This is a genomic window from Aquabacterium sp. (assembly GCF_049317225.1).
Classification (GTDB): Bacteria; Pseudomonadota; Gammaproteobacteria; order Burkholderiales; family Burkholderiaceae_C; genus Aquabacterium.
This window is the reverse complement of record NZ_JBMOIR010000004.1, coordinates 132,936-147,883: the sequence shown is the minus strand read 5'-3', so window position 1 is coordinate 147,883 and position 14,948 is coordinate 132,936. Positions and strand designations below refer to the sequence as shown.

At 59.7% G+C, this 14,948-nt stretch carries 12 protein-coding genes; 1 reads left to right on the top strand and 11 read right to left on the bottom strand.

The window, feature by feature from the left end; translation table 11 throughout:
- Positions 1-33 precede the first annotated feature (33 nt).
- The 5 genes from ACOYNB_RS05050 to ACOYNB_RS05030 are packed head-to-tail and all read right to left on the bottom strand — an operon-like array spanning position 34 to position 5,315.
- A complete protein-coding gene (locus tag ACOYNB_RS05050; RefSeq protein WP_422838090.1) occupies positions 34-1,944 on the bottom strand; it encodes an MFS transporter in 1,911 nt (636 codons plus the stop codon).
- Between the two features lie 39 nt (positions 1,945-1,983).
- Positions 1,984-3,192 (bottom strand): CaiB/BaiF CoA transferase family protein, encoded by a 1,209-nt coding sequence (locus ACOYNB_RS05045; RefSeq protein ID WP_422838036.1) that lies wholly within the window; start codon positions 3,190-3,192, stop codon positions 1,984-1,986.
- A gap of 30 nt (positions 3,193-3,222) precedes the next feature.
- A complete protein-coding gene (locus ACOYNB_RS05040) occupies positions 3,223-3,678 on the bottom strand; it encodes an ExbD/TolR family protein (RefSeq protein WP_422838035.1) in 456 nt (151 codons plus the stop codon).
- Positions 3,679-3,702: 24 nt separating this feature from the next.
- Complete coding sequence (locus ACOYNB_RS05035) at positions 3,703-4,542, bottom strand: MotA/TolQ/ExbB proton channel family protein (protein ID WP_422838033.1); 840 nt, start codon at positions 4,540-4,542, stop codon at positions 3,703-3,705.
- Positions 4,543-4,547: 5 nt separating this feature from the next.
- On the bottom strand, positions 4,548-5,315 hold the full coding sequence (locus tag ACOYNB_RS05030; protein ID WP_422838032.1) for an energy transducer TonB: 768 nt from the start codon (positions 5,313-5,315) through the stop codon (positions 4,548-4,550).
- Positions 5,316-5,509: 194 nt separating this feature from the next.
- Between ACOYNB_RS05030 and tssA the strand changes: the two genes are divergently transcribed.
- Complete coding sequence (gene tssA, locus ACOYNB_RS05025; RefSeq protein ID WP_422838031.1) at positions 5,510-6,580, top strand: type VI secretion system protein TssA; 1,071 nt, start codon at positions 5,510-5,512, stop codon at positions 6,578-6,580.
- Between the two features lie 20 nt (positions 6,581-6,600).
- On the opposite strand, the gene ACOYNB_RS05020 is transcribed toward tssA, so the two are convergent.
- The 6 genes from ACOYNB_RS05020 to ACOYNB_RS04995 form a co-directional block, all read right to left on the bottom strand.
- On the bottom strand, positions 6,601-7,338 hold the full coding sequence (locus ACOYNB_RS05020; protein WP_422838030.1) for an OmpA family protein: 738 nt from the start codon (positions 7,336-7,338) through the stop codon (positions 6,601-6,603).
- A 59-nt stretch (positions 7,339-7,397) separates the two neighbouring features.
- Positions 7,398-8,372 carry a type VI secretion system-associated protein TagF gene (gene tagF / locus ACOYNB_RS05015; RefSeq protein ID WP_422838029.1) on the bottom strand — a complete coding sequence of 325 codons (975 nt, stop codon included), beginning with the start codon at positions 8,370-8,372 and terminating at the stop codon, positions 7,398-7,400.
- Positions 8,373-8,380: 8 nt separating this feature from the next.
- On the bottom strand, positions 8,381-12,232 hold the full coding sequence (gene tssM / locus ACOYNB_RS05010) for a type VI secretion system membrane subunit TssM (RefSeq protein WP_422838028.1): 3,852 nt from the start codon (positions 12,230-12,232) through the stop codon (positions 8,381-8,383).
- Positions 12,233-12,250: 18 nt separating this feature from the next.
- Positions 12,251-13,768 (bottom strand): hypothetical protein, encoded by a 1,518-nt coding sequence (locus tag ACOYNB_RS05005; RefSeq protein ID WP_422838027.1) that lies wholly within the window; start codon positions 13,766-13,768, stop codon positions 12,251-12,253.
- A 70-nt stretch (positions 13,769-13,838) separates the two neighbouring features.
- Complete coding sequence (locus tag ACOYNB_RS05000; protein ID WP_422838026.1) at positions 13,839-14,105, bottom strand: PAAR domain-containing protein; 267 nt, start codon at positions 14,103-14,105, stop codon at positions 13,839-13,841.
- A gap of 130 nt (positions 14,106-14,235) precedes the next feature.
- Positions 14,236-14,889, bottom strand: a complete 654-nt coding sequence (locus ACOYNB_RS04995) for a M15 family metallopeptidase (protein ID WP_422838025.1) — start codon at positions 14,887-14,889, stop codon at positions 14,236-14,238.
- Between the last annotated feature and the right edge of the window lie 59 nt (positions 14,890-14,948).

Sequence of the window (14,948 nt, the reverse complement as noted above, 5' to 3'; positions counted from 1 at the left end):
GCCACCCTCACCTAATCCCATCGCCCCTCGAAATCAGGGTGAAGGCTCGTTCAACAAAGCCTGAACGCGGGCTTGCAGTCCCTCAGGCGAAACCTCTCCGGCAGGCATGGCCGGCCCCACCACCAGACCCACGCAGTTGAACAAACCGCGCCGCAACGGCTTGGCCATGGCCGCCCCTTCGATGCGCGAGAAGGTGGAGCCCCAAAGGTTGTGCAAAGCCGCCGGCACCACGGGGACCGGGTCAGACGCCAGGATCTTCATGATGCCAGCCTTGAAAGTTTGCAATTGCCCATCGCGGGTGATGGCGCCTTCCGGGAACAAACACAAAAGATCACCGTCTCGCAATACCTGCTTGGCACGCTCGAAGGCCTGCTCGTACGCTTGTGGATCTTCCTTTTGTGGCGCGATCGGAATTGCCTTGACCATGCGGAAGAACCAGCCGATGCACGGGGTCTTGAAAATGCGGTGATCCATCAAGAACACCATGGGACGTGGGCTGCAAACGCCCAGGATGATGGCGTCGACAAAGCTCACGTGGTTGCACACCAGGATGGCTGGCCCATCCGTGGGAATGTGCTCATCCCCACGCACACGCAAGCGGTACACCCAACGCGTAATGACAAGCATCACCAGACGGATGATGTATTCGGGCATCAGCCAGAACACATACCCGACGACGACCACATTCAACACAGCGGTCACACCAAACACCTGAGGAATGGACAAACCCGCGCCCAGCAGCGCACCGGCCATTACGCTGCTCACGATCATGAAGATCGCATTGAGAATGTTGTTGGCCGCGATGATGCGCGCCCGGTGGCTGGCCTTGGCTCGCAGCTGGATCAACGCGTACATCGGCACGCTGTAGAGCCCTGCACTGAACGCCAACAACGCCAAGTCAGCCATGATCCGCCAATGCGCAGGTTGCGACACGAAAGCACTCACCGTCAGCCAGGCACCCTGCACAGTCGGCAACCCCGCTGCGGCCAGATACAGGTCAAACGCAAAAACGGTCATCCCCACAGCACCGATGGGCACCAGGCCAATCTCCACATGCCGGTGGGACAAGGTTTCGCACAGCAATGAACCAGCTGCGATGCCCACCGAAAACACCACCAGCAACAGGGACGCCACACGTTCATCGCCCCCGATCACATCGCGCGCAAATGCCGGGAACTGAGACAGAAACACCGCGCCGAAAAACCACATCCAAGAGATGCCAAGCAAAGAGCGGAACACGCTGGGATATTCATAAGCCAGCTTCAAATTACGCCACGTCTCGGTCGCGGGATTCCAATTCAACTTCAAGGCCGGATCCGACGAGGGTGAAGCTGGAATCCCTCGCGCGACGAGCCAGCCCAACACAGCCACCGCCAGACACACGCCCGCCACCCAGTGCACACCGTTGCCGGGCACGCTCATGAGCAAGCCGCCCCCCACGTTGCCCAGCAAGATGGCCACGAAGGTCCCCATCTCCACCAGGCCATTGCCACCAGTGAGTTCACGCTCCGACAAATGCTGGGGCAAATAGGCGTACTTGACCGGGCCGAACAAGGTGGAATGCAAGCCCATCAAGAACACACAGCCCAGCAGCAAAGGAATCCACTGCATCCAGAAACCCACCATGGCCAGGACCATGATGACGATCTCCAGCACCTTCACCGCCTGCATGACCTTGGCCTTGTCATACTTGTCAGCCCACTGCCCGGCGGTGGCCGACAACAGCACGAAGGGCAAGATGAACAGTGCACCGATGACCAAGCCAGCCAGCTTCGCTGGCAACCAACTCACCTGGAGTTGATAGGTCACCAACACCGTGAACGCGAACTTGAGCAAGTTGTCGTTCGCGGCACCCAGAAACTGCGTCAGAAAGAACGGAGCGAACCGTCTTTGCGACAACAAGGCAAATTGCCCACGCTCTTTTTCAGAGGAAATATCCGTCACGTCTTGCTTCCAGATTTCATGCTCAATGAACGAAGCCACTCAGCGCTTCAATGACGCCAGCACCGCATCGGTGTCTTCTCCCAATAGCGGCGCTCGTCGCGTGATCGCACCGGGCGTAACCGAGAGCTTGGGCACGATGCCTGGCACGTCAACGGTCAAACCATCGGGCGTGGTCACGGGCACGATCATGTCACGGGCACGATAGTGCGGATCCTGCGCGATGTCCTGTGCCGAATAAATGCGCCCCACCGGCACGCTGGCCGCGTTCAAGACGGCCAACACCTGTTCAACGGATCGAGCCCCGGTCCAATCACCGATCGCCTGGTCAATCTCGGCCACACGTTTGACGCGTCCCGGATTGCTGGACAACTCCACATCAGTGGCCAGGTCATCCCGACCAATCGAAATCATCAAGCGCTTGAAGATGGAGTCGCCATTGCCACCAATGACCACCATGCCGTTCTGGCAAGCATAGGCATTGCTGGGCGCGATGCCCGGTAGCGCAGAGCCAGCGGGCTGCCGCACGGCACCGAATGCCGAATACTCGGGCAGCAAACTCTCCATGCAGTTGAACACGGCCTCATACAAGGCCACATCCACAACCTGCCCCCGGCCCTTGGGCGCATCGTCACTGATCGAACGCTGCCGAGCCTGCAAGGCCAGCAACACCCCAATGACGCCATGCAACGCAGCCAAGGTATCCCCCAGACTCACCCCCGCACGCACCGGCGCACGACCAGGCTCACCATTGAGATAACGCATGCCGCCCATGGCTTCCGCCACCACGGCGAAACCTGGTCGTTCCTTGTAAGGCCCCGTCTGGCCATAGCCGCTGATACGCAACATGATCAGCCCAGGGTTGCGGGCGCTCAGGACGTCATAGCCCATACTCCACTTTTCCATGGTGCCAGGCTTGAAGTTCTCAATCACCACATCAGCCTCATCGATGAGTCGCCGGGTGATATCGCGCCCTTCCTCCGTCCGCAAGTCCAGGACCACACTCTTCTTGTTGCGGCTCTGAACCTGCCACCACACACTGGTTCCGTTGTGCAGCATGCGCCACTGGCGCAAGGGATCCCCGCCCGCGCCGCTGTCGGTCGCGGGGGGCTCGATCTTGATCACCTCGGCACCAAAATCGGCCAAAGTCTTGCCAGCAAAAGGGCCAGCAATCAGCTGGCCCAGTTCAACCACTTTCAGACCGGCAAGGGCCTGTGGTGGCACGATGGAAGTCAGGTCAGGCGTACGCATGCCGGCATGGTAGCGCGCCCCCGATGCTCTTTACGGTTTGCTCGTCTTGCCGTTGTGCTCAGCACCCTTCACAGGGGCCGGATCCGTCACAAAACCGATTTTGGTCAAGCCGGCCTTGGATGCGTCGGCCAAAGTCTCGGCCACCGCCCGATAGGGCACAGCTTGATCTGCTCGCAAATACACTTCCGGCTGAGTGGGCTTGGCGCCCTCGGCAGCGAAACGTGCAGCCGCTTCATCACGACTCAAGGCCTGACCATTCCAATAACGCACACCGTCTGCATCGATCGACAAGTCGATCTTCACAGCCTTGGCAGACATCACTTGCGCGCTGGCCTTGGGCAACTCCAGCTTGACCTGATGACTCAGCAAAGGTGCCGTCACGATGAAGATGACCAGCAGCACCAGCATCACATCAATCAGCGGCACCATATTGATCTCTGCAACCGGGGCGCTGCTCCCCTTGTTGTCGAAACTGGCAAAGGCCATGATTCAATCCTCTCCGATCCGAGATCAGGCTGCAGAGCCTGGCTTGATGGCACGCACGTTGGCGGCCGCGCCGTTGCCCGCTTCCTGCTCGCTGCTTGTCTTGAGTGTCTGCCCCGTCGACAAGAACGTGAACAATTCGAACGCAAAGGCATCCAGTCGCGCACCCCACACGCGGTTGCTACGCGTCAGCCAGTTGTAGCCCATCACGGCAGGAATCGCCACAGCCAGCCCCACACCAGTCATGATGAGCGCTTCGCCGACCGGACCGGCCACCTTGTCCAGGGTCCCCGCTCCCGTCGCACCAATTGCCAACAGGGCGTGGTAAACACCCCAGACGGTGCCAAACAGTCCCACGAAAGGTGCGGTGGCACCAATGGTGGCCAACACACTCAGGCCACTTTCCATGCGCATGGTGTCCTCGTCCAGCACCTTCTTGATCGTGCGCGTCAGGAAGTCTTGCGCACTGCCCGCCTCTTCCAGCTTGGCTGCGCCAAAGCGAGCGTGGTGAGCCTGGGCATGCATGGCATGTGCGGTCAGATGCGCGAAAGGCTCATGGACACCGTGCGTCGCAATTTCGTGCTGAACAGATTCCAGCGACGTGGCATTCCAGAAAAAATCCAGGAACGTCTTGCTGCGCCGCTGCCGCAGAAACAACGAGACACCCTTGGTCACGATCAAAGCCCAGGAAACCAGGGACATGATGACCAAAATGGCAAACAACCCTTGACCAACGGCATCGGTTTGCGCAATGAAATGGGTGAAACCCAACTCGGGTGCAGCGGCTTGTGTTGCCACGGCGGCACTGGCGTCCACGGCACTTGCGGTCTCTGCCATCACAGGAGCGGAGGCGGCCAAATCAGTCATGATGATCAGTCTTCCAAATTGAACGTAAGGGGAGCAACCACCCACACAGTACGGGCCACGCCGTCCTCTAGGTGGGGTTGGAATCGTGCTTTTTTCATCGCCAGCACGGCCTGCTGATCGAGACGGGGATAGCCGGACGAGCGAACGACCTCGATGTCACGTGGACGGCCATGCTCGTCCACTAACACCTTGAGTCGGACCACGCCCGATTCGCCCAGCTCACGCGAGGCACGTGGATAAACGAGATCCGGCTCCACCAAATAGCGGACCGCCGATGAGGGCAACACTTTTGGCACCACAGCCTGACGCCCTGCATCGCTGGACGGTGCTGCGGTCACAGGCCCCGTGGGGCCGGCCGGCAATGCTGCGGCTGAAGGATTTGTGGGAGCTACCGTGTCTGCTGGCTTTGCGGGTACCGGTGGTGCAGGCGGTGCCGCTTGCACATCGTTTGGCGCAGCGGGTCGATTGGCAGCCAGCACGGGCGCAGGCAACTGGGGCTGTGCCGGAGCGGGCTTCGCAACGGCTGGCTGGGGCGGCACTTGAGGGTCAACAGGATCCTGCACACGCTGCACCTGAGGCGTATCAGAAATCAACGCCACCTCCATCGCACGAGGCTCAGCGACCAATTCGGGCGCACGCATGGCCGTGACAACCACGCTGGCCAGCACCACATGCACAACAAACACGCTCGCGGCCAGAAACCAACGCTGCACCGGGTTCAAATCAGGCGGCAGCAGTGAATGGTGTGTCGGAGAAAGCACGAGAGAAGCCATGCAGCAAGTCTAACACTTTTGTTTGCAATTGCGAATCACTCTTATTAACAAAAATGAAACCAAACAGGCACTGACACATTAGGTTACTGAGACACCCGCGATGGGGGCATCTCGTCGGGTTGATGCCATGTGAAGATTCCGCCCACAAACGCCCCCCTGTTTTTTGGGGAGGCTCAAGATGAATCAGGGATCTCATGGACTTGGAAGTACTACTGGCGCCCATCGCGCCCGACACCCCTTGCGGGGTTGATCTGTCGTTCTCCGCCGCCTTCGATCACATCGCCGAGATGCGCCGAGAAGATGACCCCACCCTGGACCAAGGCGAATGGGTCACCACACTGAAGGTGGCGGACTGGCCTGGTGTTGCCGAGCAATGCCAACGCCTGCTGGAAAACCAAACCAAAGATTTGCGCGTTGCCATGTGGCTCAGCGAAGCCTGGACGCTCACGCAGGGCTATCCTGGCCTGAGCCACGGCCTGCAGTTGTGCACAGAACTCTGCCGACGCTACTGGCCATCCGTCCACCCGCAAGCAGATGACGGAGATCAGGAAGAACGCGTTGGCAACATGAGCTGGCTCCTGCAACGCGTTGAGGCCTTGTCGGACACCTTGCCCGTTGCCCAGGGAAGACACGGTACGGCGTTCACGCTACGCGACCTTCAGATCGCGCGTCAGCAGGCCGCGGTCGCAGAGCGCGCGCCCGATGACATGGCCAAAGATGCAAGCAGCAAAGTGACCCTTGACCAGTTCAATCGGGCACTGCGCGAAACGCCTTCCACGCACCAGCGCACCGCACTCGATGGTCTCCAAGCCAGCCTGCGCCATCTTCAAGACTGGCAAGCCGTCATCGACGAACGACTCGGCGCAGATGGCCCCAGCTTTGTCTCAGCGAAAGAAGCCCTTACCAGGGCTGAATACGAGCTCACCCGCCTGTGCCGAGAGGCCGGCACCCTGATACCGGCGTCACAGCCCCCATCAGACCAGCCAAACGGACATGCCGACACGGCAGATGAACCCTCTGGACACATGACCACTCACAGCACGCCATATGGTCGGGCGCAAGCGCTCCAGCAATTGCGCGAGGTGGCGCAGTTCTTCCGTCGGACCGAACCTCATAGTCCTGTCGCCTATCTGGTGGACAAGGCAGTGAAATGGGGGGACATGCCGTTGCACGAATGGCTACGCGAAGTCGTCAAGGAGCAAGGAGCCATGTCTCACATTCAAGAGCTACTGGGCCTGGCCCCCGCCGACCCACCAGCATATTGACTCGGCAAGCCGCTGGCGCATCAGGTTCCCACCCTAAACTCGATACGCCGGTTTCGTGCGCGCCCCTCGTCCGTCTCATTGCTGGCGATAGGCTGATGGGGCCCAGCACCCGTGGCGCTCAATCGATCGGCAGGCATCCCCTTGCCGACCAGATAGCTCTTCACGGCCTGAGCCCTGGCCAAGGACAAGCTCACGTTGGCCTGACGGTTGCCTGAGGCGTCTGTATGGCCAATGATCTCAAAGCGACGCTCCTTCAACTTCGACATCGTCGCGGCCATCTCATCCAGAATCAGCAAACCTGCAGGGCGCAACACAGCACTGCCCGGCTCGAACTCCACAATGCGATTGGCCAGGGCCTTGTCAATCACCGCTTGCTCTTGAACGGCGACACGAAGCCCGTTGCGCACCGTATAGGTGGGATTCAAAGACTGGGCGACTTCGCCAGCCACCTGCTGACGCACGGCTTCATTGGACACTTCGCCCCGCAGGTCAATCGTCGTGCCTTGCACACTCAGTTGCCCATGGGTGACCTGCTTGAGTGTGGCGCCAAGCAACTTGCCCACATGCTGCGACCACTGGGGCGGGGCCACCACGGTGCCCAATGACAATTGATCGACCACGCGGTCAGCACCATAGAGCTCGCGCAAGCGGGCTACAACAGACACCCGCGTGGCCTCATCCGGCACCGTCCCGGACACCACAACTTGCCCTTGTCCTTGTACCTGTGCCCCCCCCTGCGCCTGAACACAAGCAGACATCGTCATCCACGCCCATGCCATCACCACGCGGCACTGCCCCCAGCCCGAATATCGCATCGTCACACCCCGAGAAAGACTTCTTGAAAACTGCTCAGTGCTTGCGCCAATGACAAGCTCGGATCCAATAGATAGTTGGACAGCTTGCGAACGCCATGGTCAGACTGAACTTCGCCCTCAACCCACTCCGATTGCTGCAAGCTCACAGACTGCGCTGACAGCACCACGGGATCCATCACCGCATGCAAGGTCGCGGCAGACGCACCTTGAAAACCTAGCAGGAGTTGGGGGCCATCGGCATGCACCGTCAGATAGACGCCCAGTTCGATCTCATGCCGAGCAAAGAAACCCAGAATGAGTGACAACCACCATGCGGCCACCCATCCGCGCTTCCCGGCGTCAGCCGGCAACGGTAAACGCAACACCCGCGTGAGTCGCGACGCCCCCATCGTCATGGCGGGCTGCAGCAACAAGCCCAACGCGAGGATGGCTTGCCTCATCACCAAGCGCCCACAGCCTGAGGCCAGCATTTGCTCCAGGCTGGCCACGGTATGTGTATCCAGAAAATCCTGCAAAACGACCCGCGCACCAGACAAATTCACATTGACTGGCATGGGCGCATGCAAGCTGGCCTGAGCATGGGCAAAGTCCGTTGCGGCATGCGCCACACGACTGACCTGTTCCAACCTCGACCAGGTTTTCCACAACGCAATGGGCGCCAACGAGGCAAACTGCGTTGGTAGGGTCAGATCAAACGATGCAGCCGTGACAAAAGGAAACCGCCGCCCTGAGGCATCTTGACTGGCCATCCAATACCCGGCAAGGCCCACATTGCTCCCCGTCCCCAGCACAGCGAACTGAATCGGATGCGCGCTGTCGTAAGTCAATTTCCACCGGGGATCTGCCGACAGTCGCTCCATGGTCTGTGACTGCCATCGATCCACCAAGTCAATGAGATTGGCATGATGGGGACTGCGCACAAAGTCCCCCCTTGACGGGAGTTTCCCGAAATACATCAGATCGGTCGGAGTCGACATCACACTGCTCACAGTGCAGCCCCCCCCGACCGCACACCCGGCCCGGCCTGAACGGCGCCACCTTCGACGCGACCAGCGATGATGGCCGGCAACTGCCCTGGCTTCGCCGCCACGACGGCGTTGTTGGTCTCAGCAGAAGCCGTGCTCGCGTTCGAGATGATGCGCAACTGCAAAGCAACATTCATCCCGGTGGTGGTCCAACGCAACTCAAAGGTATTTCCTTCCACCCGTCTGCGCTGAGCAGCATTGATCATCTTCTCCAAGCCAAACCGCCCCGGCTCATTGAAGAACACCACACTTCGTCCATCATTGGTGACACCCGAAATCTTGACGCCCGCCGTCCCGGGACCTGGCCAAACAAAGTGCCCCCATGTGGCGACACCATTGCGATACCGAAGGGTTTGCCCATCGACCTCCACGGTGTACTCCGACAGACCGGGAGATGGCACTGGCAGCATCTGAAAGACCGTCTGCGCGTCTGCCGATGCACCACCGGCCCCACCACTGCCGCTCGCAGCAACTTGCCCGCCCAATGGCGCTACCCACGCCGCAACACCACCGACGAACTCGGGCGTCAAGGTCACCCCCATGTCGGCCCAGGTTCGTGCGCTCAAGTTGTCACCGCGCTTCAGAACCAGTGCACCGAGAGACTGCTCGACGAACTTGGCCACGCTGCCCTCTGCGCCAAACACCTTGGCCATTTCAGCAGGACTGGCTTCGATCTTGGATGCGCGATCAAATGGATACTTCATCGACAGTGTCCGCTGATAGGGTTCGAACACCTGAGCCATCCAGACACGATTGAGCTCCGCTTCTGCAGGCTTGACGATGACAGCAAACGCCTGCATCAACGGGCGGACCAGCAGCGGGCGCAGCGCCTGCCTTGCCGATTCACTCATACCGGTCAGCAATTGGTCATCCACCAACTTCAACGCTTCGGCCAACTCACCACTGCCCTCGAACGTCTGGAGCATGAATTGACGAGCGGCTGGACCAGGATCGCCTTGGGTCTTCATGTCATTGAAGCGCGCACGGATCTTGGACAGAGCAGCCAGGTAACTCCGGACCAGCGGCTCTCCACCGTCACGAGGCATCATGAGCCGGTTCAGGCTCGCAAATTCTTTCCCGATGGGCCCCATGGGAATCTGCACATCGCCCCCCAAGCTGACACTCAAATTGACGGGCACCGCAGCCGGTGCCATGCCCAGGATCTTTTGCTTGAACCATTCAACAAAAGACTTTTCCCCTTCTGCCAAACGATCATTCAGCATCGACGGGTTATCCCAGGACGTTTGCTCATAAAGGGTCTTGAGCAACATGCCAACTGGGGAAGTACTGGCGTCACCGAGGCGATTCATGTGCACCACGGCCTGCTCAAAGTTGCCAAACTCCTGCACCGTGATGCCTTGCATGAACTTTTGCCACTCCCGCGCGTAGTCCGCCTTGTACAGCTGCGTCAGTGCTTTCTGGATCTGCTCTGGGCTTCCCTCCAAAGTCAGGTCATCCGCCACGTTGGTTTTGAGCACCCAATCTGTTGACTGCAGCTCTTTCTGGGCTGCGTTCTGGATGGCTTCCTTCACGTACTGATCCCAGGCTTCTTTGGTGAAGGCACCGGACACGGCATAGCTGCCCGCCACCATGTTTCGGTCGACGTCAGAGACATAACGTGCGACGGTCACCGGCGCAAAACGCGTGGCGGCTCGTGCCTTGATTTCTCCGTACACACGTTCACGCGCAGGCATCCCCTTGATCACCCGACGCAGATTCTCGCGGGTTTGATCCAGCAAGGTCAGATTGAGTTCTTGCTGAGGAAACGCCGGATCAGCCATCTGTGCCATCGCGTACGACAACACCCGCTCGGCCCTCTGAATCAACTGCTCTCGAGGCATGTTGCCTCGGTTGGCATCCAGCCAACCGCGCCAGAACCGAGTGAGTTGATCGCTCATGTGACCCGGCTCCAGACGTGCTCGGTCACCCAGCATCAGATAGGCCTTCAGCGCGTTATAGGCTTCCGTCACACTGGTTCTGGAAACCGTCGAATACGGCACGCCGGCTGCGGGTGGATCTTGATCCATCACGGTCGAGACAGCGACGGACGATGCGGCGTCTGCAACTGGCACCTGCTGCGCACTCGCATCCACCGAGCGCTGGATGGGGCGCAATTCGGCGGCTCGCACATTCACCTCGGTCAAATACGAAGCCATCGCTTGCGCGGAAGGCTTGAGCAGCACAGCATCCAAGCCATGGAAATACTCTTCTTTCAGACGCTCCTCAATGGCCTGCCCTTGGTACAACCCCAATCCAATGGACCAGGGATGCGCATTTCGGTACCGTTGCACTTGCTCCAGTCGATCTTGCAAGATGGCCAGCGCCTCGAGTCGTGACGCCAAGTCAACGCGGTCGCTTTGCACTTGCGAGGCCTTGTTCAAGTCGGCTTGCACGTTGGCCACCCATTGCCGGTTCCCCATGTATGACAACGTCCAGCCCGCCATGAACAGGCCCAGCAGCACCATGCCCCCGATGAAGCTCGCATAGCGCACGCGCATCTTCGTGCGACTGGTGTATTGCTTGACCAATTCACGGTCGGCAAAGATCACTCTGGAAAAGAGCTCTCTCAAGAAAAAGCCGCTTTGTGAATACACCGCTGCGGCAGTCCCGGGCTGGAGTTGCAGACCAAACTGCTCGGCCACACGGTGGCTGGCGCGGCTGGTGGACTGCCCTTCCTGTACCGCACTGGTGAAGTAGAAGCCCCTGAAAATGGGCTTGAATTGATATGGGTTGTCCTCGAACAGGGTGTTCATGAACGTGCGCAAGGCAGGCTTGAGAGCAGAGAACTCCAGCGGAAATGTCAGCACGCCGGGTGGCAGTTGCTCACCGCGATGCAACGACATGCGCGCCACAGATGCATCTTTGAGACCTTGATAGAGCTTGTCAAAATGCACCTCAAACTGAGCCACGGCGTCCCCGTGATCGCCTGAGCGCGTCATGGTGTCGTAAGGCAAGGTCGCCCCCCACACCTTGTCGCGCTCCGAACGATCCCGATCCTCAAAGAAGTCCACAAAGCCAGCGATCAGATCCGCTTTCGTGAACAGCACATAGACCGGCACGAAAACTTCCAGTTTCTCGGTCAACTCCTGAACCCGCTGGCGCAACTTCCGAGCAAGGTCAATCGCGAACTCAGGCTTGTTACCGCCCAACTCCGCAACGCTGACCGCCACGATGACACCGTTGATCGGCGCTTTGGGACGATGCTTCTTCAGCAGAGACAAGAAGCCCAACCACTCGCTGCGATCCTCTTCGTGCACGGCGTAGCGACCCGCGGTATCCAGCACAATGCCTTCGGTCGTGAAGTACCAATCGCAGTGACGCGTTCCACCGATCCCCTGAATCACGTTGTCCGTGTGATCGGCGAATGGAAACTTCAAGCCAGACTGAACGATGGCAGAGCTTTTGCCTGCAGCAGGGTTGCCGATGATGGCGTACCAAGGCAACTCGTACAGTGCTGCAGCGCCCGACGTTTCCCCCAGCTTCGAGCGCTTGATCAGCTTCACCGCTTCTGACATGCGCTCGCGGACTGCTACCACCTCATCCTGCTTGCCAGACGACGTCGCGGCCTGAACGGCTTTCTGCGCCTCATCATCAAAGGCCTGCGCCATGGCCTGGGCCGCCTGACCCTCTCGCCAGCGCTTGCGGACCCAAACCACAGCCGCAGCCAGCATCAAGGCAGCCAGGATGGTGATGGCCCAAACCATCCCCACGCGCAAGGCATCGGCACCGATCAACAAAAGCGCCGCCAATGCCAGCACGCCGATCACCGTCAGCGTGCGGGCATCCAGAAGAAACTGCCAGATTCTTTGCATTCAAACTTCCATCATTGATCAAGCTACCCGAGCGTTCAACCCGGTGGAGGCCACAGCCAGCACAGCCCGGTGAGAGGGATCGTGGACATGGGCAACCCATGCTGCCCCGCATGCACCTTCTGCAGACCGCACTGCGGCCGCCGCAACCGCCAGAGGCACCAGCCAGCGCGCAACGCCGAGATCTCCGCACTGATCGCCCAAGCGAATCACACTGGTCATCGGATCGGCATCAGGTGTGACCGCCAAGGTAGCCTCGTATAACTCGGCAGTCCGACTGGCCCGATGGTCGGCATCGGAAATCACCTTGATTTCCGATGCCTCGCATGGCCACTGCGCATGCAGTCTGGCGAACAGGTCAGACAGAACGCCACATCCAGACCGTCCCATGGCATCTGCAGACCTTTCTCGCTGACCTCGGATAGGATGGCTCACACAAAGCATGTCAGGGCACTGCGATCGGAGCAGATCTGCCGCCAGACGATTGGCGAACATCAGGCCGACGCTACCCTCCCCCGGGATGCATCCAGTCTGATGGCGCGCCGTAAACAACTCACCCTTTGCTTGCATGCGCGCCACGGCGCCATCATCGATCGCACTGTCCGCCGCGAAAACCATGATCAGATTCGGGCGCTCATCCTGCTCAATATGGCTCAATATTTGAGCCCACTCTCGCCACCAAACCTGCTCACTCTCCACAGCACTATCTTGCCATCTGACGTTCTGCACTGGATGGTAACCAGCCCACTCGAACAGCGCCCCGGCCTGACGACGCATCCATTCGGAGGCGGCCTCTCGTACCTCCGGATGCCAATGCTGTGGCCATACCAAGCGCACAGACACTTGCAGCATGTGCGTAGCCTGATTCACGTCCCCTCGCACAGCTTGCGCCACGCCTGACAGATGGTTAGGCATGTCTGATGGATCGTGGCGCGCGATGTGAGCAACGGAGGTGTCATTCTCCAGCGACCGCACCAAAGATCCGAGCACATCCAGAACATGTTGCAGGGATGGCGTCAGCAACTGCAGCACCCTGGCCACGTGCGGCTGCATCAGGCAATCCGGCAAGTCGGGCTCACCCAACCACCATGAATCGAGAGCAATATCTTCGACGCGTGCAGAGAAGATAGGCAGATCATCCTGATCCTTCAAGGTGGCATCCAGACCAGGACGATGGACCCCGGTTCGCGCCGAAGACCAGGCACTGTCGGAGTCGTGCCCCAGTGTCAGCGTCACAGCGTCGGCCAGAAGCCAGGCAGTGCGCCCCAGCGGATGCGGGTCTTCTGAGCCAAGTGGTACGGACGTATCAGGCGACGAAGATGCCTGGGCACCTGCACTGACAGAGATTTGCCGCAAACGATGCACACCGAACAACACCCCGATGAAGACGAGCGTCAGCGCCAGTGGTAGCACCACAAGTTGCGCGACGATCTGTCCCGTTGAGACATCTGAAGCGCCCAGCCAGCGCCACATGGAAACCGCCCAGACGATGATGGAGATCAACAGCCACAGGCCGCCGGCTTTCAGAACCTTGGTCATACATAGACTGAGATGCAAACAACGCCGATGCAGCGAACACCTGCGACTGCTGCGCCTGACAGCGAGGGAGTCAGTTGGCGGTGGAAACGGCTTGCGCCGAGATCAAGGTGGCACCACAGGCACACATGTCGCCATGACGGGCGGCCGGTTGGCCGTCAATGAGCATGGTTGGGTCACCGGAAACAATGACAGTGGTGCCGTGGCTGCGCTTGGGGCAGGTCACCTGATCTCCCACACGCGCGATGCGCTTGCCATGTGTACCGGTCGTACCAGATGCCCCAACGACCGTACCGCCGTGACTGGTCGTGTCCCCCAGGACAATGAATGGTCGGCCCATGGCCTCACTCCCTGCTGCTTATAGGTCACGCACCCAATCGTTGTGAGTGCGGGCGCAGTCTAAGGTTCGGAGGGCATGAGCGTCTCCCCCGCTATTGGGGAGATGACGTTACGAAGTGTGTCGTCTGCACTCAAGGGTTACGTGCAGCATGCATGGCTGCCTTGATGCCGGGCTTGCGCCACTCGACATGCCCAAAGTCTTGCAACTGCCAACGCCCACCCCACGTCAGCCCCAGACGTTCGGCCACTTGACCATAGAGTGCATAGCCACGCATCGCCCAGGGATCTCGCTCGGAGATGACTAGCTTGCCTTCTTTGAAAAACGCGCAATCGGCCGCCACACCATACTGGTGGTAACTCTGCCAAGCACCAGCCATGGTGACGTGGGTCCCCTTCTGAGCCAGCATCGCTTGTCGCTCGGGGCTCCGCCAGCCTTCCAGCAAGGCCATGTCATAGCCATGCTCGTCTTTCATGATCTTGAAAGCCAGTAGCAGCATCTGAACAAACTCTGGATCCATCTGATCCCAACGGCGATCTGCCGATGCGAGCAAGGGGCGAGACGTCTCGACCTCGGCTGACTGGAACGCTCCAGGAGGGAGCGGCGGTGGCGGCACCAGATGTTCGCCTTGCAGCAAATGTGCGACCTGCGTGTTGGCAGGCTCCACGCGGTCATCAAACCCGTCGATCGAACGCCTCCCCCATGCACCCCACGACAGCGCCAGACACACCGGCAAGGCCAAAGCCACCACACCCCCCGTTACCAAGATGGTACGTTTCCGTGCCACAAGCAACCGACCAGAACAGGTCTGCCACATCCAGTCACGCATCTCTGAAAAGGTCACCA